Raw genomic sequence first — 20,529 nt, 5'->3', positions numbered from 1 at the left:
GAGCATATGACAAATTTCCAGAGTTATCTATAATAACTCCAATAAGTGGCAATGCTCCTTTCTATGGTATAGACATTAGCTTTTCTCTTTAAAAAGACCCAAATACGGTACCGAGTATGATGACTAGAGTGAGAGCAATTAAAGGAATGACCACAGCAGTAGCAAATATGTCTTTATAGGACTCTCTATGAGTCAAACCACAAATGGTTAGCATTGTTATTATTGCCCCGTTATGTGGTAATGAGTCCAAGCCACCTGAAGCCAAAGAAGCTATACGATGCATCAGTTCGGGGTCAATGTTATATTGTTCTGCCAATTGCATATAGCTTGCGCCCATAATTTCTAACGCTATACCCAAACCACCTGAAGCTGATCCTGTAATACCTGCTAAAACGTTAATCATGATTGCTTCTGATATGAGAGGGTTTCCAGGTGAAATTCCCATGAGAGACTGTTTGATAATCGCGAAACCTGCCAGAGTTGCAATCACGGAACCATAACCTACTTCTGAAGCTGTGTTAAAAATAGGCAGTAAAGATCCGGTAGCGCCTTTGTTTAAACTTTCTGCCACACTATCTATTCTTTTGAAACTCGAAGCAATCACAAATATACAAGCTAAAAACAACGATAAAATAATGGCCCATATACCAATAACTGAGCTTAGCGTTACCCCACCAAACTTTTCGTCAGCTAAGTAACTGTTGTTCCATAACGGTATTATGATTTTTGAAAAAGCATAGTTGCCTATTATCACAATGAGAATAGGCGATAATGCGAGCCAAAAATTGGGTATGTCGATACCTGAGTGAGGCTCTTTTTCATTTAACGTATGATTTCCATAACCTTCATTGTTTGCACTTGCAATACGCGTTTGGCGATTCATCCACAACATACCTCCGCCTAGCATGACTATCGAGGCAATAATGCCTAAACCAGGAGCTGCAAATGCATCGGTCTCAAAATAAGGCATCGGTATAACATTATGAATGGCAGGTGAGCCTGGCAATGCCGTCATGGTCAAAGTTAGGGCACCGATGCAGATGGCTCCAGGTATCAGTCTTTTAGGTATGTTTGTCTGCTTAAATAGGGCGGCAGCAATGGGATATATTGCGAAAGTAACGACAAAGGCTGACACACCTCCATAAGTTAAGATTGAGCATGCTAAGACGACGGCTAACAAAGCATGTTTGTCTCCCAGTTTATCCACTATGTTACGTGCGATGCTATAGGCGTAACCAGAATCTTCCATCAACTTGCCAAAAATCGCACCTAAGATAAATAGTGGGAAATATTTCACAGCAAAGCCTCCAAGACCCTGCATAAATACTTCAGTATAAATCCCCATGGTTTGACTGCTATCGCCACTTAAAACAACAGCTACAATAGCGAGTAAGGGAGCCAAAACTAATACGCTAACCCCTCTATAGGCAAAATATATCAAAAGTGACAAAGACAAAAAAATAGCAAAAATGCTCATAGTTTCAATTTCCTTCCATGGAAAAATACGCTTTAAATTATAATTTGTGAATCAGGTGATTCTTCTTATAAACAGAATTTAGTCTAGTTTTTATTAAATAATACTTTCTAGAGTCTTCTCAGTAGTTGCTATTTAGATGGTGAAATATCGTCATGAATGACAAATGAATAAAATTACCTTATGTCATAGTGTCAAGGGAGAGGTACTGATATCTAAGCATTTTGCAGATAGAATATTGCGATTAATGCTTAATATATTTAAGATATTGAATGCAACCTGACTTGTTCTCTCTATCCAAGAGTATTCAGAGCAACAAATACTTATAGCTATGGCCTTGTAGCGAAAGCTAATGCTATTTGATTGATCGATACTTGAATATTTTTAGCTTGTAAGAGCGAACCTAGGGAATGATTGTTCATAATAGCTATCCTTAGCATGAACCAAATATGACTAATACAATTTTCATAGATGAGGTTATGTGAGAGCATCAAGTCATTATCTGCTACCCACCTATGAATATAAATAAAACGATATATTATGTATCAAGTTAAAATCTAACAGACATGTAAATAAATATCAACTATTAAATCTTAATAGTCATTAGAGGGTCCTAGCGGTTTACTCTGAAAAGTAAGATGACGTTATGCTGAAGAAGTGGTAGTGATAAGCTTGGTTAAATAATGATGTGATGATGAGGGTGTCATGGCTAATGAGACGTACAGTTATAGTTCGGAGTTCAAAGTAGAAGCCGTCAAAAATATAGTAGTCAACAATGCTAATTTGAGCGCAACGGCTCGCAGATAGGAATAGCGATGTAAATGTTATTTAACTGGTAGACAAATAAAATGATGAAAATCTTGTCGATAATTGGCACAGAACAGTATCTTCCTAAGATTGTTACCGCTCTTAAAGAAGTAAAGTGTCTCAAACGATAGCTTAAAATGATCTAAGACGACCATGCGATTTTAATATTGGTTTGCTCTATAACCTAAAGATAGGTCATACGTTAGAAAAAAACTCGTTATTTGTATGAGTATCCAGTGAGGAATCTACATTCAACGATATTTGCATAAACTACTGACTAACAAACGTCACTGTCTTAGTCCCATTTGTAGATGGCTGCCTTAATGTCACCTTACTTGCTAAGATATCGCCTTTGGCATTAATCTTGTAGCATTCTGATGAAGTGCCTATAGGATCAGAGCTCAGTAATAAGTTTTTTGAGTTTTCTATACAGAGCCATGCCGTATTATTGGTGTCTCGCGCAAGAGACCAGTCTTGTTCGTACGACCCTATTTTTTTATGCATACTGCTGTCAGCATAGACGGTTTCAGTCATCAACTTACTTGAGTCGCCGACTGTAGCCATCTTAGGAATGATAGTTGTCTGGTTCGATAGTGAATATTTGCCTGTGCTATCTGTAAAGCCATGAAACACTAATGGATTCAGGGTAAAGTAATTGATAGCGACTGACTGATCAGTGATTCGATTATTAACTTTATTGATGGTATTTACTTCGGCACCTTGCACTGCTTTATTGTTGAATTGAATACTGCCTTTAGGTGTAATTTGAATGTCCGCTGAGACACTTTGATTGCCTACAATAGCAACCAATTTTTCACTCCGTTGTTTGGTATAGATATTGAGCATCGCAGTCTCAATGGTGTATTGCGTGACAACTTTATCAATGTCGTTATTTTGATTATTAACCGTTGTCCCACCACTTATGCCGCTAGCACAAGCGCTTAATCCTAGCCCTGCTGCAATACCCAATCCTAGTGTTTTCATAGTTTAATTCCTTTATTCTATTTAAATAAGTGTGATAAGTATGGGCGGTTTGTACGGATTTGACCACAGGTATCAATCTTTAAATGTGACTTTGGTTTGTACCTTTAATCAGTTTAGAAAATGCGATTTATTTAGTAGAGATCCTTACTTAATAAGCCGCTATCGTCATAAATACACAAGTCGCTATTGTGCTTAATACTTTCCGGAAGATGTTTAATTCTATTACCTTTAAGGTATAGAGTTTTTAACTGGCTCAAATGTCCGATACTATCAGGCAGTACACTCAAACCGTTATCGGAAAGATCAAGTATCTCCAAACGCCTAAGTTGTCCGATGCTTATGGGTAATTCGCTGAGCTTATTGCCACTAAGCATCAGTTTAGTCAAGTTACCAAGCTGTCCGATACTTTCAGGTAGCTTGCTGAGGTTATTGTTATCAAGATTCAGTATCTCTAAACGGTCAAGCTGTCCAATGCTAATAGGTAATTCATTAAGATTGTTATCACTGAGAGTCAGTTGAGTTAAGTTATTAAGCTCACCAAAGCTTTCGGGTAATGTACTGATTTTATTGCCACTAAGCGTTAGTGTCTCTAAGTTGCTAAGCTGACCAATACTCTTAGGTAATGCGCTCAAATGGTTATTAGCAAGAAAGAAACAAGTTAAGTTATTAAGCTGTCCAATGCTAGTAGGTAAAGAACTGAGATTATTGTCAAAAAGTGAAAGATAAGTCAGATCATGAAGCTGTCCGATGCTCTCAGGTAATTCATTAAGAGTATTACTACCAAGCGTCAGTTGAGCTAAGTTGCTAAGCTGTCCGATGCTCTCAGGTAATTCTTTGAGATTGTTGCCAGTGAGACCAAGTTGAGTTAAGTTACTAAGCTGTCCGATACTTTCAGGTAGTGCTTTAAGATTATTACCATTAAGGCCAAGTTGAAGTAAATTTTGTAGTTGTACAATGCTTTCAGGTAACGCGTTAAGCTGGTTATAATTTAGTTCAAGCCGATCTAAATTCTTAAGCTGTCCGATACTCTCAGGTAGTTCGGTAAAATCTTGAGCTTCCAAAACGATACTTTTTAATGCTAGCAAAGCTTTTTTATCACGAGGTATAGCCTCATCATTAATGTCAAAACTATCTGCCCAACGCCAAATTTTCTGTATCCAAGTATCATCGAGTGCTAATTGACTAGCTTTATGCTCAGTTATGATTGGGTTGAGCTCATCATAGTTTTTACCAAATGCTGTGAGCGCTTGAAGGTTGACTATCATTTGATCGGTATCATTACCATTTTGAGACATCGTCTTTCCCAATATTGCTAGAGCACGTTAAGGCTTTATTTTGATTAAATCATATCATTTATCGTTAGTGACAAGCTAATTGATAGGAATCAACAAAATACGCATTTATTCATTCAATAAGCGTTCTACTGGGGTTTAGGAATAATGCTCAAAGCGGTTTAGCTAAAGTATCAGCAGTTTTTATATGGGTTTGACAGTAAACATCTATTTATGGCTTGTATTACTTCGAAATAAGCAAAAAGAGTGAAGAAATAAAGTAAGTTGAACGGGAGTATTTCGGACAGCAGAAGATAATAAGTAGAGACTGAAAGTCTTACTAGTAAAGAATTTGATGGGTATTTAGGGAAGGGTAGGACAAGATAGGAAAACTAAGGTTTTACTTAAGCAGAATAAAATTGGCGGTGAAGGAGGAAGTCAAACCAATAAAGTAAGTAACTGATATTAAAGTATTTAGTTGTTATTTTATACTTTATAGACCAACTATTAGACCAACAAAGAATAAGTATTGGATGCAAAGCAGACAATTAGGTTTATATTTTAATTAAGTGTAACTAAATGTTTCTACGTCACTATTTAGTTTCAAACATATATTATCACTAAAAAAGCATTTTTGGTAACCTAGGATATTTCTGTTATTTTAATATTTATACTTTTGATTGCTATTTGTCATTAACAAGTTTCAGATAATGAGGTATTCCTAACTATCTTTAAGCTGTTCACACACTTCTATATTCATTTTTACAAATCCGTCCCATTCATACAAATGTGAAAGATGTTTTTCGTAATAGTCTTCTACACGGCAAATAAGAGGGCGGTCTTCATAAATGGTGCAAAGCAAACTACTGTCATCGAGGTGATGGCACATGCCATCACCTCGGTCTAGATAATCAGTATGCTCACTCAAATGGACATTTTTGCAGCATTGACCACAAGCTGTACATGGAAATAAGGTTTTAGGCATTATACGCCTCTCTCAACTCAGATCATTTTTTAATGTAAGCTGTGGCTGTAGCCCAGCTTTGTAATTTTTCAAAGCCACTAACTGTGCTAAAAGCGCTATCCTATAGTGTCTTATATCAAGTTGAGAGTCAGGTTCATTTTCTATTTTAGAAAAACCATCAGCGATACTAGAATTTATTTTAGCTAAATTTGCATCGGCACTACCATACAGTCTGCCCTCTTTATCAAGAATAGGAGTATCAATAGCAACCTTAAGAACTTGAAGGATTTTTACATTGCGTAAAACTATCATTTTTGCAGCATCATTGTATTGTGAAAAGTCGGTTCCTTGTGTTTCAATTACTGCTTCAAGTTTATTCAAGCTAAGACTTAGGTGTTTACATAAAGTAGAAATGATTGTCGTCGCTTTATCAGCTACTGCTCTAATGCCGTTTGTTAATGCTACCGCTTTATCTATATCAGCCGCAAACTCTTTAGCTTTAGCAATGTTACTATGAGCATCATTCAACTTAGTTTTCGCTTTACTACCCATATACCAGCCAGCAATGAGCAGCCCAGGCCCTGCTGCCAAAGCCTGAAGAGCCAGTACACCACCAGCAACTCCCATACCGCCCGTGGCTAAAGTCCCACCACCCAACCATGCGAGGGTTGCATTGGTTGCAGCTATACCACTAAATGTACTGATAGCTGCACCGGTACTTGCAGTTGCAAACATCATCGTACCATTATAGGCGCCAAAAGCAGTTAGAGCTCCTCCAAGAGCTCCACCGCCAACACCTAAACCAGAATCGATAACGAATGACAATTCTTGTTTAAGCTCTGCGAGTACGACATTGCTAAAACCTTTGGCGGTTAAGTTGCCTAGATCACCACTATGTTGAAAATCGATATTTTTAATTTTCTCAAAAGTAGTTATGAAAGAGGTAATATCACCTGTGAAAGTTTCAGCTTTCTTTGCACCTAATGTCGCTAGAGATTCTTGACATTGTTCACGAGATCTCTCTAGATTACGTTCTGCTCGTTTTGCTATACCTTGAGCAGTAGCATTTGCTTCTGAAGATTTTTTATTATCATACAAAGCTTTGCTTGTTTTCCCTGCTCCTACTAAGCCTGCGGCTATACCGATTACTAATGGAATTGGCATGATATTTCCCTTTTGTTATATTTACTGACTAAATATCAATAATTTTTTCAATAGATAAAAAATCTTTGATATATTTGCTTTGTGTACATTGTTTTAAATGACTAATGGTTCGTCAGAGATCATAGCGGCTTCAAGTTCAGCTATATTGTTGATAGAAAGCTTTGTACCAAGTTCTTCAGCGAAGCGATTCATCTTAGAACAAAATTCATTTGGATCAATATCGGGTGAATTTAAAGCATCAAACATGTTGTTGCTATATAGTTCTAATTCTTGAATACGATAGGCAAATAGGTCTTTAATTCTTAACTCGTATTCTTTCGAAAGTAACTTTGCAGCTTCACATTGCATCTCTACAAGCTGTCTACGTTCGGTTGATAATTTGGCATCTTTTAAAACATCGAAAAAGCTTTGATACATTGTATTGGTCAGAGCATAACCAACCATACCACCAATTAATGCACCTAATACTGGAATAGGTATGGCGACTTGACCAATAGCGGCAAACATGGAGGACGACATCATGCCGGTAACTGATAAACCAATTTCTTGGGAAAGTTCCGCTTCAGTAAGTTCTCCAATAGCGTATTTCTTTATACTTTTACCTGTTGATAAGCAAGCGGTTACTACCATTGCTGGCATATTACTTTTTGAGATATTACGTACAATTTCTTTTGATGACTGTGCCATATAAGTTTTTATGGCAGTACCTGAAGCAGCGGTAGCGTAGCCGGTTGCACCTGAAATAAGAGTGTCTTTACTTATAGCTAATACAGCTTCTGAGAACTCCTTATTACCTGAATAAACAGCTACAACATTGTTTACAGCGGATATAGAGCCACCAATAGCCACACCAAATTTCAGACCTTCTAAACCAGCTTCATGACTTACTTTTCCAATATCCTTTGCGGTCATAGCTTTAGGGTTAAGTCTGTATTGAATGGCTTCTTCAGTTGTTAATCCAGAATCTGTTACTTTGCCCTCTAAACTTCCGTAGTTCTTGGATTGTTTTAGTTTTATATCAGCTAGCTCAGTTTTGCCTAACTTTCTAAGTGCATCACTTTGCTTAGCTAGTTTTTTGGCTTCTTCTTTACATATAGCTTTCATGTCCTCGACTTGTTCCGTCGGAACTTCAAGTTTATCGACACTAAGATAACGTGAAAAATCTTTCTTTTCACCTTCTCCACAAGCAATGTTTTTCAATAATTCTTTTGGGTCTTTTATAAACTTCATTTGTGAGGTGATTTCACTATCATCTAATAGTTCTACAATATCTACGACATTATGATTTTTTCCATAACCTGCAATATCTTCACTTCTAGAGAAACGAGATGACTCCTTATTGATAATAGCCTGTGCGTTACGTTTTGAAACGCTTGCAACCTCAGCTGAGAAACCTGCTTGTTGTTTCACATTTTGATTAACGTAATCAGGATTTAAGTTGCCTTGACTTATTTTTAATAAGCTTCTATCGAACAATTGTCCTGTTTCATAATTAATACCGCGAAGCCCAATTAAAAATTGACTTCCTGCTGTACCATAACGTTGAATAAGTTCGTGTTCTGCACTTGCGATCGCAATATTTCGTAAATCAGAATCTATGCTTTCTTGCTGCTTATACTCCTTAACTACAGTATTCATTATCAACCTCTTAAATATCAGTTACTTCCCTTGATTTAATGGAAGCTAATAGTAAAACAGTCATCTCAATATTGCTTATAAAACCTTTCTACATAGACACATAGCTTTTCAAAACTTTCTCCATTTGCTCCTGAACAGTAGAGGGGCTGATAATTTTGATATGGGGTAGCCAATATTGCACAATTGGTGTGACCTCACGCGGGTGTACCTGACGACAAGCCAGCAATAGATCGCCATTATCCAGCTTACGAATCAATTCTTGATTAGGTAGTAGGTCTCGTCGCTCAAAATATCCTGCTACCTTAGCACTGACCTGCAATACAATCTCATTGATGTGATTATCAAAAAATAAGCTATCTGTGTTTATTAAACCTGCTTTAATTTGCTCATCACAGTCAAAGGTTTTGTCAGTGACACACAGATTAGATATTTGGGTAAAACAAAAATTACGCGTTTGTGCATCATGTCTACCTATCACATACCAGATACCATTTTTATTAAGCAGATGATAGGGTTCAAGATGATAGTGTTTTTTCGAATTTTCACTATTTTGCTGTCTGACTTTTTGATAATCAAAAGTAATTATTCGGCAGTCCCTAATAGCTTGATTGATGAGATTAAATTCTTGAGTTCGTGCTTGAATATTTTCATAGTCAAAACCTTTTATCACAATACTCTGATTTAGCTTGTCATAAAAAAACTGTCGGTCAATCTTAGGCAGTAGGTCTTGCACACTTGCAAAATTTGCGAAGCGTTTAATCTCAGTCAAGTTCAAATATCCAACTCGATTGGGTGATAGCTGATAAAAAACTGGACCTGAGTCACTAAAGTCCAGCATGGCTAAGCGCTCTTGAAAGTCACGTTTAAGCGTACGGGTACAGACTTGATAATCTTGGGTCAGCGTGTCAATGTTGAGACGCTCACCGTTATTTAGGCGGATGATGATATCTGATAGCCGATAAGCCAAACGTTCGTGTTTTTTACTGCCTATCAACGTGTACATCCTTTTTTGTTGTTATATATTATTTTTTTATTACAAGATTGTAATTATCTGCTTTTATACATTGCTGTCAATAGAAATAAAACAAATATTCAGTTGTTCGTATTATTGAGCCTACTGTTTCCTTGGTTTATGTTAGCAAGTATAAGTGGTAGTAATGACAGGTTGTGTCTAATGATAGGTTAATCGCATTCAATAATATTCAACCCGTAAAAAAGCTCTCAACTAGTGAGAGCAATCGTGAAAGTATGAAATGCCTATAATTATGATAGTTAAATTGGAGTTCGATAGTTTAAGCTAAGACCTACAGGGGTTAGCCTATAGATAGAAACATTCAAAATTTATCTGATATTGCTATACTGATGCCTAAAATGAAAAAACTAACGACACCGATTGACGTATAGTGACTCTTATCTATAGATTTGCTACTACAACCATTTTATTATTGATTAAGTGAGCTATTCATCATGAGCTTCAATGAAGATTCCCGTGTAAAAATCCCAACAATCCTTCACTTGATGAAGCTAGGTTATCAATATTTATCACTTAAAGATGCTAAATGGGACATCGATACTAATATTTTCCCTGAGCAGTTTCATGATGCCATGATACGAATAAATAAGGGTATTAAAGACGATGAGGTCAAACGTCTATTCGAAGATGTGAAGTTGCTCTTAGACAATGAGGATTTAGGGAAGGCTTTTTTTGACAAGCTATCTGAGCGTTCAGGTACGAAGCTAATTGATTTCGAAAACTTTAATAATAATAGCTTTCATGTGGTTACAGAGCTAACCTGCAAAAATGGCGACGAAGAGTTCCGTCCTGATATAACATTGCTCATCAATGGTATGCCATTAGTGTTTATAGAGGTCAAAAAGCCGCATAATCGAGAAGGTATTATCGCTGAGAGAAATCGTATCAATACACGATTTGAGAACCCTAAGTTCAAACGGTTCGTTAATATCACGCAGTTTATGATTTTTTCAAACAACATGGAATACGTGGATGGCGACCCTGAACCATTACGTGGAGCTTTTTATGCCAGCTCTTCTTACCAAAAACCAATATTTAACTATTTCCGTGAAGAAGAGACGTTCAACTATACAGCATTACTAAAGCCAATTACTGAAGCTGATGAGCTTAGAGTACTGAAGGATAACAACTTAGAGGTTATTCGAAATAGCTCGGAATTTAAAACCAATAAGCAGCCCGAACGTCCTACTAATAGCATTTGTACCTCTTTACTCAGTCGTGAGCGGTTAGCATTTGTTTTGCGTTATGCGCTGGTTTATGTGAACGAGACTAAAGGGTTAGAAAAGCATATCATGCGTTATCCGCAGATATTTGCGACTAAGGCTATTGGTAACAAGCTCGACGAAGGCGTTAGAAAAGGTATTATCTGGCATACACAAGGCAGCGGTAAAACTGCCTTGGCTTTTTATAATGTACGCTTTCTAACCGACTATTTTCAAAAGCAACGAATAACACCTAAGTTTTACTTCATTGTTGATCGATTAGACTTACTACAACAAGCACAGCGTGAGTTTACAGCGCGTGGTCTAAGAGTTCGAACCGTTGACTCCAGAGATGATTTTGCGCGTGACATTAAGGCAACCAAAGCCATTCACAATGATGCAGGTGTACCTGAGATTACAGTGGTCAATATACACAAGTTTAAAGACGACCCTGACGTTGCTTCAACAAAAGACTATAACGTTGATATTCAGCGAATATATTTTTTAGATGAAGTGCATCGTAGCTATAATCCTAAAGGCAGTTTTTTAGCGAACCTAAAAGAATCAGACCCTAATGCTATTAAAATCGGTCTGACAGGTACACCGCTATTGGGGGATGACTACAACTCAAGAGCATTGTTTGGCGATTATATCCATAAGTACTATTACAATGCTTCTATTGCTGATGGCTATACTCTGCGACTGATAAGAGAAGAGATATCTACCAGCTATAAACTTATCCTACAAGAAGCTCTTGCTAAAGCAAAAGTGCTAGTAGGCGGTATTAAGCGTGAAGATATATATGCTCATTCTTGCTTTGTTGAGCCGATGCTTGAATACATTGTGTCAGATTTTGAAAAAAGCCGTGGGGCGCTAAATGATGCGAGCATCGGTGGCATGGTTATTTGTGATAGCGCACCACAAGCCAAGCAGATGTTTGAGCTTTTTAATAAACTCTATGCTCAAGACGAAGCGGCTACTAACAATCAAGAGCCGAACTCCAATATTAAAACCTTGGCAGAGATACGTCATGAAGAAACAAAAGTTAAATCTGCTCAATTGATTTTGCACGATATTGGTACTAAAGAAGAACGTAAAGACTGGATAGAAGATTTTAAGGCTGGAAAGATAGATCTTTTATTTGTGTACAACATGCTACTGACTGGCTTTGATGCCAAGCGTTTGAAGAAGCTATACCTTGGGCGTATGGTTCGTGCACACAATCTCTTGCAAGCGCTCACTCGTGTGAACCGTACCTATAAAGATTTTAGATATGGCTACGTGGTTGATTTCGCAGATATCAGTAAAGAGTTTGATGCGACTAATAAAGCCTATTTCGAAGAGTTACAGTCAGAGTTTGGCGATGAGATGGAGAGCTACTCACATCTGTTTAAATCGCACGAAGAGATACAGCAGGAAATTGAGCATGTTAAGGACGTACTGTTTCTTTACGAGACGGATAACATGGAGTTATTCAGCGATCAAATTAGCCAGATTCAAGATAGAGAAATGGTACTTAGCCTTAAAAAGGTACTGGCTGATGCTAGAAGTCTATATAATCTGGTTCGGCTTCAAGGTGACTATAAATTCTTAGAAGAGCTTGATTTCAATAAGTTAAATGTTCTTTACCGAGAGACCAGTCAGCATCTTGATTTACTGAATACTAAGCAGAATCTAGAGCAGGGGATAGGCACAAGTAATTTACTTAACCAAGCCTTAGAAGATGTGATATTTAAGTTTACTAAAGTAGGCGAAGAAGAGCTGGTACTAGCTGATGAACTTAAAAGCACCCTACGCAAAACTCGTGAAGCAATGGCTAGTAACTTTGATCAACAAGATCCTAAATTCATTAGTTTAAGAGAAGAGCTAGAACGAATCTTTAAAAAGAGAAAGCTGAGCGAAGTCTCACAAGAGCAGATGAATGCAAATATTGATGAGCTTACTAAGATTCATAAACGCATAAAAGAGCTCAACCGTATGAATGAGCAGATGCGACATAAATATAAAGGTGATGCCAAATATGCTCGCATACATAAGCGTCTGACGGAGCAGCAGCAGACTGATATAAACAGCTCCGAACGCACCATACATGAAGCACTAATGGCTGTAAAAAATGATGCGGATGAGAAGGTGCTTAACAGCAGTCAAATCGTCGATAATGAAAGCTATTTTGAAGGGCAGATGATGCCCATCGTCATCAAACGTTTTATGAAAGACCACAAGATCAAATTAAAACCTGACAGTTCACGCTACATTAATAAGCTGGTTGTCTCAGAATACATCAATGAATATAACGTTGGAGCAAGACCATGGTAGAGCTTGAGTTTAAAGCGAAAACCCAAGAATTAATCGATAGTTTAAAAAGTATTTGTGCCAATTATGGTCTAGGTAATGACGGTAATGAGTTCAAAATCATTACCCAAATATTCTTGTACAAGTTTCTAAACGATAAATTTTCTTATGAGGCTAAGAAAATAGATGAGGATGTCGCTAAAGCTAATAACTGGGAAAAGTCGCTTAGTGATATGAGTGATGAAGACTATGAGATGCTACAGCTACAGATGAGCGCAGACACTGCTCGTTTGGAGCCCCAGCATTTTATTAGCTATCTATTCAGCCAAAGTAACGCGCCTGACTTTGCTAAGCTATTTGATGACACGCTGATTGATATAGCGATTAAGAACAACGACATCTTTGCGGTAAAAACAGATGGTGGTGCAAAGGTCGTGCTATTTGATCGTCTAAGCCAATACATCGCTGATGAGTCTAAGCGTGATGATTTTTGCCGTGCGGTAATCAATAAGCTGATTGAGTTTAGCTTTGAGCGTATCTTTGACCAAAAATTCGATTTTTATGCCGGTATTTTTGAGTACTTAATTAAAGACTATAACAGTAACTCGGGCGGTAAATATGCCGAGTATTTCACGCCTCATGCGGTCGCTCGCATTATGGCTGAGATACTGGTGCCACAAGCGGAGCGCGGCACGGTAAAGAATGTCACCTGTTACGACCCTTCAGCAGGTTCAGGTACGTTATTGATGAACGTTGCTCATGCCATCGGTGAAGACCGTTGTACTATCTACACCCAAGATATCTCACAAAAATCATCGAACCTATTACGCTTAAACCTAATCTTAAATAATTTAGTGCATTCTATACCTAACGTGATTCAGGGTAATACAATTCAGCATCCGTACCATAAAAACGGTGAGATGCTTAAGCAATTTGACTATATCGTCTCCAACCCACCATTCAAACTGGACTTTAGCGATTATCGAGATGCATTAGATAGTAAAGAGAATAAAGAACGCTTCTTTGCGGGTGTTCCAAAAATTAAGCCTAAAAGTGCAGACAAGATGGAAATCTATCAGCTGTTCTTACAGCACATCATTGTTTCGCTCAAAAAAGGTGGTAAAGCAGCCGTGGTTGTCCCTACTGGCTTTATTACGGCCCAGTCTGGTATTGATAAAAAGATTCGCCAAAAATTAGTAGATGAAAAGATGCTCGCTGGTGTAGTTTCTATGCCCTCAAATATTTTCGCTACTACTGGTACTAACGTATCGATTCTATTCATTGATGATAGCAATGATGGTGATGTCGTATTGGTCGATGCGTCTAACCTAGGTAAGAAAGTCAAAGAGGGAAAAACTCAAAAGACGGTCTTGAGTGCTGAAGAAGAGCAACAGATTGTTGATGTATTTAATAATAAAGACCAAGTCGATGATTTGTCTGTTACCGTCAGATATGACGATATAAAAGCGAAAAACTATAGCTTTAGTGCAGGTCAATATTTTGAAGTAAAAATTGAGTATGTCGATATCACTGCTAAGGAGTTTAAAGAAAAAATGCAGGGCTATACTGATAATTTAGATCAATTGTTCAGTGAATCTAGCAAGCTGGAAGATGAAATTAAAAAGCAGTTGGCGGGATTAAATTATGAAGGATAATATGACGCCTTTGACAGATGTCTTAGATTTTATAGTGGATAATAGAGGGAAAACTGTTCCAACAAGTGACTCTGGCATTCCTTTAATAGCGACTAACTGTATCAAGCACAGTAGTATTTATCCTACTTTTGATAATGTCCGTTATGTGAACGACGAAACAATGAAGACTTGGTTTCGTGCTCATCCAAAGCCAAACGATATTATTTTTGTCAATAAAGGGACACCAGGTCGTGTGTGTTTAGTCCCAGATGCTGTAGGTTTTTGTTTTGCACAGGATATGATGGGTTTTAGGTGTGATCCTAAAAAAATTGATTATCAGTACTTATTCGCAGTATTAAGATCAAATTTTATACAACAAAAAATAGAAAATTTTCATGTTGGCTTAGTCATACCTCACTTCAAAAAGGGCGATTTGGGACATATCAAGATACCTCGCTTGTCATCTAGACAATTAGAGTTAGCGGTAGGTAAGTTATATATTAAGCTTTCAAAGAAAATCGAACTTAACAATCAAATTAATGTTGAGCTAGAGGCTATGGCAAAGACACTGTATGACTACTGGTTTGTACAGTTTGATTTTCCTGATGCCAACAGTAAGCCTTACAAATCCTCTGGCGGTAAGATGGTTTATAACGAGGTGTTGAAGCGGGACATACCTGAGGGATGGGAGAATGGTAGCTTGGACGATATCGGTCAAGTTGTAGGTGGTAGCACTCCATCGACAAGTGAACGTAATAACTTTGCAGATATAGCTACTCCGTGGATTACCCCAAACGATTTATCTAAGAATCAAGGTAATAAATTTATATCGAGAGGAGCACAGGACGTAACTGCGGATGGCATCAAGTCTGCTTCACTTAAAACATATCCTACTGGCACAGTACTTTTGAGTTCGCGCGCGCCAATTGGTTATATGGCTATAGCCCAAAACCCGCTGACTACAAATCAAGGCTTCAAATCATTTATACCTAACAAAGGGTACTCAACCGAGTTTGTGTATTACTCAGTAAGAAACAGTTTAAAAACAATTGAACAGTATTCATCAGGCTCTACATTCAAAGAAATATCTGGGTCAGTACTAAAGACAGTTAAAACTATTCTACCTGAATCGAAAATTGTAGATGACTATACAGCAACGGTAGCTGATACCTTTGCTAGGCAGAATAATTTGGAGCTAGAAAATCAGCAATTATCCTCATTAAGAGACTGGCTACTTCCTATGCTGATGAATGGGCAGGTGACGGTAAGTCAGTGAGTATTAATTTTTTTCAAAATAATAATAAGGGAAGGAAATATGGAGCTTGTAGCAAATGTTTGGCCAATCGTAGATCAAATGACTGGCGTCGTTCAGCGTTTTTTATTTAGAGCATATGCTCTAGATGCAACCGATCAAGAGATAAGTACGGTTCTTAATATACTCGCTCGTTCTGACTATCGAACGGCACAGGTAGTAAAGATTCCTGATAATTACAAGCTTAGCTCTGAGCATGGGACAATGTCTGGGGCTGTGGAAGCACCTTTGTTTAATCAATATATGCACAGCATTTTAGAGGACACATTGATAGCTGTTGAAAAATCCTTTGCTAATATGAATAACTATGGAATAGGCGTAGATGGTCCACTAATTCCTAAAGCCTTAACATTTCCGGCAGAGCCATATTTTGTGACAACCTACTTATTAGAGTCACCTAGTGGTGAGCTGACACCGCATATAAAAGCAGGTTAGCTGAGATGAAAATATTTAGTTGAGCTTATAGACTAGATATTGTCTGTACTGATGAACGGTAAGGTGGCGGATTCAACTTTATGAAATTAGGATTTAACATTATAAAAATGGCTGAGAAATAAAAAATGGAACAACAATGGTTTAACAGGGAAGTTGTAGAAGAGCTATACCGTGAACATAATAAATATAATATGATTTTTCAATCTATCTATCATTCTTCTGGTCGAGATATTGAAATATCTAGGTATAACGGCATCAGTTTTTCTGCAAGTGAACTAAGGCTGATATTCAAATTACAGCAAGTCTCTTTTGCGATTAGAGAGGAGAGGAGTGCTCATTCTTTACTAGAGGGCTTTAAGGAGTTAACTGAAGCAGTGAATGACCCAGAGGTCCTAATAGTAGAGTGTAATTACTTTTTCATTCAAGCTTACATCTCGTTCATACATCATGAAATAAATAACATTTTTGATGGTGAACTTTTAGATCCTAGAATCGAAGAGAGCTTCATAGCACTAGCTAAATTTTCGATAGACTTAGCTGAGTTTTATGGAGGCCAGAGTACAGGTTATAAACATACCCAGCGTACTGTTGATTATCAATATGAATATATAGAGAAACAAAAAGATAACTTATACGGGCTTTTATATTCTTTAGGAGAACTTTCTAATGTTTCGTCTAGAGATGAGTTAATTATAGAGATAGTTAGACCTATAAAAGAAAAGTACTATCAAATGGACGCACTTGATAACGAAGATACCTTTAGTAACTTGTACGAGTATTTTGGTTACTTGAATTATCATGGAAGCGATCATCTATTATCTCAAATTGCGTTCGATGAGCTTTGGGATGATATACAGTGTGAGATAGATTGTTTGGCACTCCCCGACTTAGTGTTGCTGCTTGGAGATGATATACACGATATAGTTGATGATGGTGATATGGAAGAAATTGATGATTGGAGTGACCTAAATAAGGTTATAGCAGAGAGTACTGAGTTCAATCGATTGAAAAGCGAAATTAGGACTGAGTTTTTTAAAGATGTTCCTGAATATTTTCCTGAGTAATTGATTTATAGTGATGTCGAGTTAGAAACAGTATACCTATAAAAGCTGTTTCCATTTTAGCCTGATATTCTAGATAGGCAATGAACTATATTTTTCTTAAATATGATCCATTTTGATTAATCGGAGTATCAATGAGCCAAATTAAGGCTGTAGTCCAAGCAAGTATAATACATCAAATTATCAAAGTAGCTCATCAAACGTCTATAACGCCTCCATTGATCAGACAAAGGCTTCACTCTGATACATTACAAGTTCAGAAGCTAATTGACTTTTTCGATGAACAGTTAGAAAAAAATGGATTAGCTCATTCACGTATTGAGTCTTTCGATAGTCCTAATACTTTAGGAGAAGTGCTATCTGACTATCTATTTAATATGGCAGAGCTAAGGTATCTCCGCTTTGGGTTTACTATCACATTGTCTTTTCCTTATGTACGTATTTGGGAAGTACTATCTCCTGTACCACCTTTAACGAATGAACACCAATCGGTAATCAATCAAGAGTCAATAGAGCAAACAAGATATAGACGCATTACCAGTCATATTACTAAGGCTTTACATCATCATGTGTATGCAGAACCTATGACTACTGGTGATCACTTACCAATGATTTTCTATACCCTAGGTGATGTTGAATATCTCGATATTGCGCTATTAAGTTTGACAGATGCCATTACTATTGATGAACAGACAGGAGAGATAATAGATACTGACCATATCGATGCCTCTAATTTGAAAATTGCTTGTCGAATAAATATTACAAAGCTTAAAGAGCATAGGTATAAAAGTACAGATAGTACTTATCAGGCTGATAATTATATAGCGTGGATTCAGAAAGGGACTAGCAGTAAGATTCCTGAATATATTCAAGACTTCTTACCGATAAGAATTAGATTAGATGATACCGTAGCAACGACTAAACTAATGAAGAGCTTGATTAATTATCTCAAGCAAAGTTCATTTAGCGAGAAAGACAAAAAAGAAGTTCAGAGTGAGGTTCTTGCAATACTAAGTCATAAAGCCAAGCATAAAGACAGTGTTAATATTGTTGACGAAATAGACCCAATAATAGCAACTAAAAGTACTTTATCTAATCTGACTATAGCGGCTGAAGATAGTTTTAAAGCTTTTAGAGAAAATAACGGCTATGCGGCATCTGATGAAAATAATAGTAACATTTTTGCTCCAGCAGCGGACCCACTTAAAAATTATGAAACATTTTCGTTTCATCTTGGTGAAGAAGAAGTTATTAGAGTGAGCGGTAGTCGTAGTTTACTTGGTGAAGAAATTAAGCTTAAAGAAGACGATAATGATGAAGCAGTTATCGAAATAAAAGTTAGCTCAGAGAATTTACCAGCAATTAGAAAAATATTTAAATAGAGGTTCAAATGAACCAACTACGTGAGAAAGTTCTAACGTTAGTGAAACGAAGTCAGAACGTTGAGTTCTCTGGCAAGCGTATCACTGGTAGTTTTACTTTCAAAAAACAGGAAGACATCACGCTCATTCAAAATTTTGAAGCTGGGCATTTTGTGAGTATTGCAAAGTTTATTACTAATGATGATTGTTATGAGGTAGATCAAAACATAAGTTACACTTTAACTATTATTGACACTGGGGATCAATATGCTTCATATGAAAGCTATATCGAACATTCTCTTGAAGATGAGAGTCACGACACTAGCCCTAATGAAATAATTGTCTATGAAGATAAATATGACTTCAAAGATAAAAACGATAGTACTTTATTACCTACATTAAAGTTAATTTTTGACTTCATCAAATGTCTAAAAAAACACTACTATTACAAAGATGAACGAATTGTCATTTTTGCACAGACTCATAGTGAGATCCCAATTAGGCCTAGAGACGATAATCGCTACTTAGAGACGGCTAAACTTTATTTAGCTTCATCAAAAAAATCTAAATCAAAAAAATTAGAATCAGGTAATCTTATTACCATAGTAAAAAACTTTACTAGCTGGTTAAACGCTGACATTAATAATGATAATGATGAAGTTAAACAGTCACTTCTAGTTCACGAAACTGAAAGAAATACTATTGTTGCAAGCGTAATTCTTGATAGTCTAGTTGGGGTAAGCAAGGAAGATAGAGTGTTTTCGTTACTCACAAATATAGAAAGTATATATCAATCTGTACTTTCTAAATATGGTCTTTACCTAGATGACTTTAAGTTTTCGAAATTTAATGACAAAATAACCGAGCATGCTGAAAAATTCCTCGATAAAGCTAATGAAATAATTACAAGTCTACAGACTCAAATTTTAGCTATACCTGTAACCATTGCTCTTATTTCAATGGCAAAGTTCAGTGCAAAAATTAATAGTCTTGTGATTGGTTCAGTTCTCGTATACACCATCATGGTATTGTACGCTACGCTCCAACAGGGCTACAATTTATGTCATTTGAGAGGTCAAATAAAAGGATTTGTAGCAGAAAATAAGATACCGGATGCTCTTAATGAGAAATGGAAATCTGAAATTAAGCCTATTAAAAATAAGATCAGAGCTCATACCGGATATTTATTCTTAGTGCTAGCTCTTATCATTTTTGTGGCTGTAAACTGTTTGGACTACTTTTATAACTGGCAAGTAATTACACCGTTAGAGCAGTTGATATCAGCTCCTCCAGTATTGGTTTCAAAATAAATTTTACCGGAGGAAAGATATCTTAAGTTATGCGAAAACGATAGGTTTCATTAATTATAGAAATTGCGAATTTTATTTATTCATCTAAATCATATTTCAGCTGTTTTCTGAGTTTATCGTTTTGCCAGACTTTTGCTTGTGTGCAGATGTATTCATCTACAATATATCTTACTGTATCGTAAATACAGTTTAAAAAGTTCAATGGTTCAAATTTACCGTCTATAGCCATCTCATTTTCATCCATCTCAATGAGATAATCATATGAATTCTCAGTCTGTAACCAGATTGCATTAGCTTCATGTTCATTTAGCTCTTCAATACGTAATATGACATACTCCATAATCATATCTTCGTAGAAATGCCAATAATAAAAATCCTCGCTTTGAAACTGATAACAAACGTCATCCCAGCGATTAGTAAGATGATATTGATCTCGTAGAGAATCAAGGCTTTGCATCCATTTAATGGTCTTTCTAGTTATTTTTTTCGATAAGCTTTCAGAAAGTTCTTTGGAAATATCTAATAATATCTTGTTATCTAAATTCATACTGGTGGCCTGTAATAAGTTTTTAGGTTTTTGGGTTTCA

Annotated in this window: 15 protein-coding genes; 7 read left to right on the top strand and 8 right to left on the bottom strand. The window is 36.7% G+C overall.

Annotated elements, in window-relative coordinates:
- Positions 1-88: 88 nt before the first annotated feature.
- From DFP82_RS10400 to DFP82_RS10370, 7 genes are all read right to left on the bottom strand, one after another.
- Positions 89-1,477 carry a GntP family permease gene (locus DFP82_RS10400; RefSeq protein ID WP_110923668.1) on the bottom strand — a complete coding sequence of 463 codons (1,389 nt, stop codon included), beginning with the start codon at positions 1,475-1,477 and terminating at the stop codon, positions 89-91.
- A 1,074-nt stretch (positions 1,478-2,551) separates the two neighbouring features.
- Complete coding sequence (locus DFP82_RS10395; protein WP_110923667.1) at positions 2,552-3,265, bottom strand: hypothetical protein; 714 nt, start codon at positions 3,263-3,265, stop codon at positions 2,552-2,554.
- Positions 3,266-3,396: 131 nt separating this feature from the next.
- On the bottom strand, positions 3,397-4,560 hold the full coding sequence (locus tag DFP82_RS10390; protein ID WP_110923666.1) for a leucine-rich repeat domain-containing protein: 1,164 nt from the start codon (positions 4,558-4,560) through the stop codon (positions 3,397-3,399).
- Between the two features lie 697 nt (positions 4,561-5,257).
- Positions 5,258-5,521, bottom strand: coding sequence for a YkgJ family cysteine cluster protein (locus tag DFP82_RS10385; protein WP_110923665.1), 264 nt, complete (start codon positions 5,519-5,521; stop codon positions 5,258-5,260).
- A gap of 12 nt (positions 5,522-5,533) precedes the next feature.
- On the bottom strand, positions 5,534-6,664 hold the full coding sequence (locus DFP82_RS10380; RefSeq protein WP_110923664.1) for a hypothetical protein: 1,131 nt from the start codon (positions 6,662-6,664) through the stop codon (positions 5,534-5,536).
- Between the two features lie 93 nt (positions 6,665-6,757).
- Positions 6,758-8,302 (bottom strand): hypothetical protein, encoded by a 1,545-nt coding sequence (locus tag DFP82_RS10375; RefSeq protein ID WP_220034737.1) that lies wholly within the window; start codon positions 8,300-8,302, stop codon positions 6,758-6,760.
- An 88-nt stretch (positions 8,303-8,390) separates the two neighbouring features.
- The gene (locus tag DFP82_RS10370; protein WP_245905704.1) at positions 8,391-9,296 is read right to left on the bottom strand and encodes a helix-turn-helix transcriptional regulator; all 906 of its coding nucleotides are present in this window, start codon (positions 9,294-9,296) and stop codon (positions 8,391-8,393) included.
- Positions 9,297-9,769: 473 nt separating this feature from the next.
- On the opposite strand from DFP82_RS10370, the gene DFP82_RS10365 reads away from it, so the two are divergent.
- From DFP82_RS10365 to DFP82_RS10335, 7 genes are all read left to right on the top strand, one after another.
- A complete protein-coding gene (locus DFP82_RS10365) occupies positions 9,770-12,853 on the top strand; it encodes a type I restriction endonuclease subunit R (RefSeq protein ID WP_110923663.1) in 3,084 nt (1,027 codons plus the stop codon).
- Positions 12,847-14,484: an HsdM family class I SAM-dependent methyltransferase gene (locus DFP82_RS10360; protein WP_110923662.1), complete on the top strand. Its 1,638-nt coding sequence runs from the start codon at positions 12,847-12,849 to the stop codon at positions 14,482-14,484. Before DFP82_RS10365 ends, DFP82_RS10360 begins: the two co-directional genes overlap by 7 nt.
- Positions 14,474-15,739, top strand: coding sequence for a restriction endonuclease subunit S (locus tag DFP82_RS10355; protein WP_245905703.1), 1,266 nt, complete (start codon positions 14,474-14,476; stop codon positions 15,737-15,739). Before DFP82_RS10360 ends, DFP82_RS10355 begins: the two co-directional genes overlap by 11 nt.
- Positions 15,740-15,778: 39 nt before the next feature.
- On the top strand, positions 15,779-16,210 hold the full coding sequence (locus DFP82_RS10350; RefSeq protein WP_110923660.1) for a hypothetical protein: 432 nt from the start codon (positions 15,779-15,781) through the stop codon (positions 16,208-16,210).
- Between the two features lie 125 nt (positions 16,211-16,335).
- Positions 16,336-17,274 (top strand): hypothetical protein, encoded by a 939-nt coding sequence (locus DFP82_RS10345; RefSeq protein ID WP_110923659.1) that lies wholly within the window; start codon positions 16,336-16,338, stop codon positions 17,272-17,274.
- Between the two features lie 131 nt (positions 17,275-17,405).
- On the top strand, positions 17,406-18,653 hold the full coding sequence (locus DFP82_RS10340) for a nucleoid-associated protein (RefSeq protein WP_110923658.1): 1,248 nt from the start codon (positions 17,406-17,408) through the stop codon (positions 18,651-18,653).
- Between the two features lie 8 nt (positions 18,654-18,661).
- Positions 18,662-19,942, top strand: coding sequence for a hypothetical protein (locus DFP82_RS10335; protein ID WP_110923657.1), 1,281 nt, complete (start codon positions 18,662-18,664; stop codon positions 19,940-19,942).
- A 76-nt stretch (positions 19,943-20,018) separates the two neighbouring features.
- On the opposite strand, the gene DFP82_RS10330 is transcribed toward DFP82_RS10335, so the two are convergent.
- Positions 20,019-20,489 carry a hypothetical protein gene (locus DFP82_RS10330; RefSeq protein ID WP_110923656.1) on the bottom strand — a complete coding sequence of 157 codons (471 nt, stop codon included), beginning with the start codon at positions 20,487-20,489 and terminating at the stop codon, positions 20,019-20,021.
- Positions 20,490-20,529 lie beyond the last annotated feature (40 nt).

Source organism: Psychrobacter fozii (assembly GCF_003217155.1).
GTDB classification, from domain to species: Bacteria; Pseudomonadota; Gammaproteobacteria; order Pseudomonadales; family Moraxellaceae; genus Psychrobacter; species Psychrobacter fozii.
Note: the sequence above shows the minus strand (reverse complement) of the source record. Positions and strands in the feature narration are given on the sequence as shown.

Bases quoted from the DNA above. Each gene is read 5' to 3' on its own strand.
- DFP82_RS10400 (WP_110923668.1), bottom strand. From the start codon at position 1,477: ATGAGCATTTTTGCTATTTTTTTGTCTTTGTCACTTTTGATATATTTT.
- DFP82_RS10395 (WP_110923667.1), bottom strand. From the start codon at position 3,265: ATGAAAACACTAGGATTGGGTATTGCAGCAGGGCTAGGATTAAGCGCT.
- DFP82_RS10390 (WP_110923666.1), bottom strand. From the start codon at position 4,560: ATGTCTCAAAATGGTAATGATACCGATCAAATGATAGTCAACCTTCAA.
- DFP82_RS10385 (WP_110923665.1), bottom strand. From the start codon at position 5,521: ATGCCTAAAACCTTATTTCCATGTACAGCTTGTGGTCAATGCTGCAAA.
- DFP82_RS10380 (WP_110923664.1), bottom strand. From the start codon at position 6,664: ATGCCAATTCCATTAGTAATCGGTATAGCCGCAGGCTTAGTAGGAGCA.
- DFP82_RS10375 (WP_220034737.1), bottom strand. From the start codon at position 8,302: ATGAATACTGTAGTTAAGGAGTATAAGCAGCAAGAAAGCATAGATTCT.
- DFP82_RS10365 (WP_110923663.1), top strand. From the start codon at position 9,770: ATGAGCTTCAATGAAGATTCCCGTGTAAAAATCCCAACAATCCTTCAC.
- DFP82_RS10360 (WP_110923662.1), top strand. From the start codon at position 12,847: ATGGTAGAGCTTGAGTTTAAAGCGAAAACCCAAGAATTAATCGATAGT.
- DFP82_RS10355 (WP_245905703.1), top strand. From the start codon at position 14,474: ATGAAGGATAATATGACGCCTTTGACAGATGTCTTAGATTTTATAGTG.
- DFP82_RS10350 (WP_110923660.1), top strand. From the start codon at position 15,779: ATGGAGCTTGTAGCAAATGTTTGGCCAATCGTAGATCAAATGACTGGC.
- DFP82_RS10345 (WP_110923659.1), top strand. From the start codon at position 16,336: ATGGAACAACAATGGTTTAACAGGGAAGTTGTAGAAGAGCTATACCGT.
- DFP82_RS10340 (WP_110923658.1), top strand. From the start codon at position 17,406: ATGAGCCAAATTAAGGCTGTAGTCCAAGCAAGTATAATACATCAAATT.
- DFP82_RS10335 (WP_110923657.1), top strand. From the start codon at position 18,662: ATGAACCAACTACGTGAGAAAGTTCTAACGTTAGTGAAACGAAGTCAG.
- DFP82_RS10330 (WP_110923656.1), bottom strand. From the start codon at position 20,489: ATGAATTTAGATAACAAGATATTATTAGATATTTCCAAAGAACTTTCT.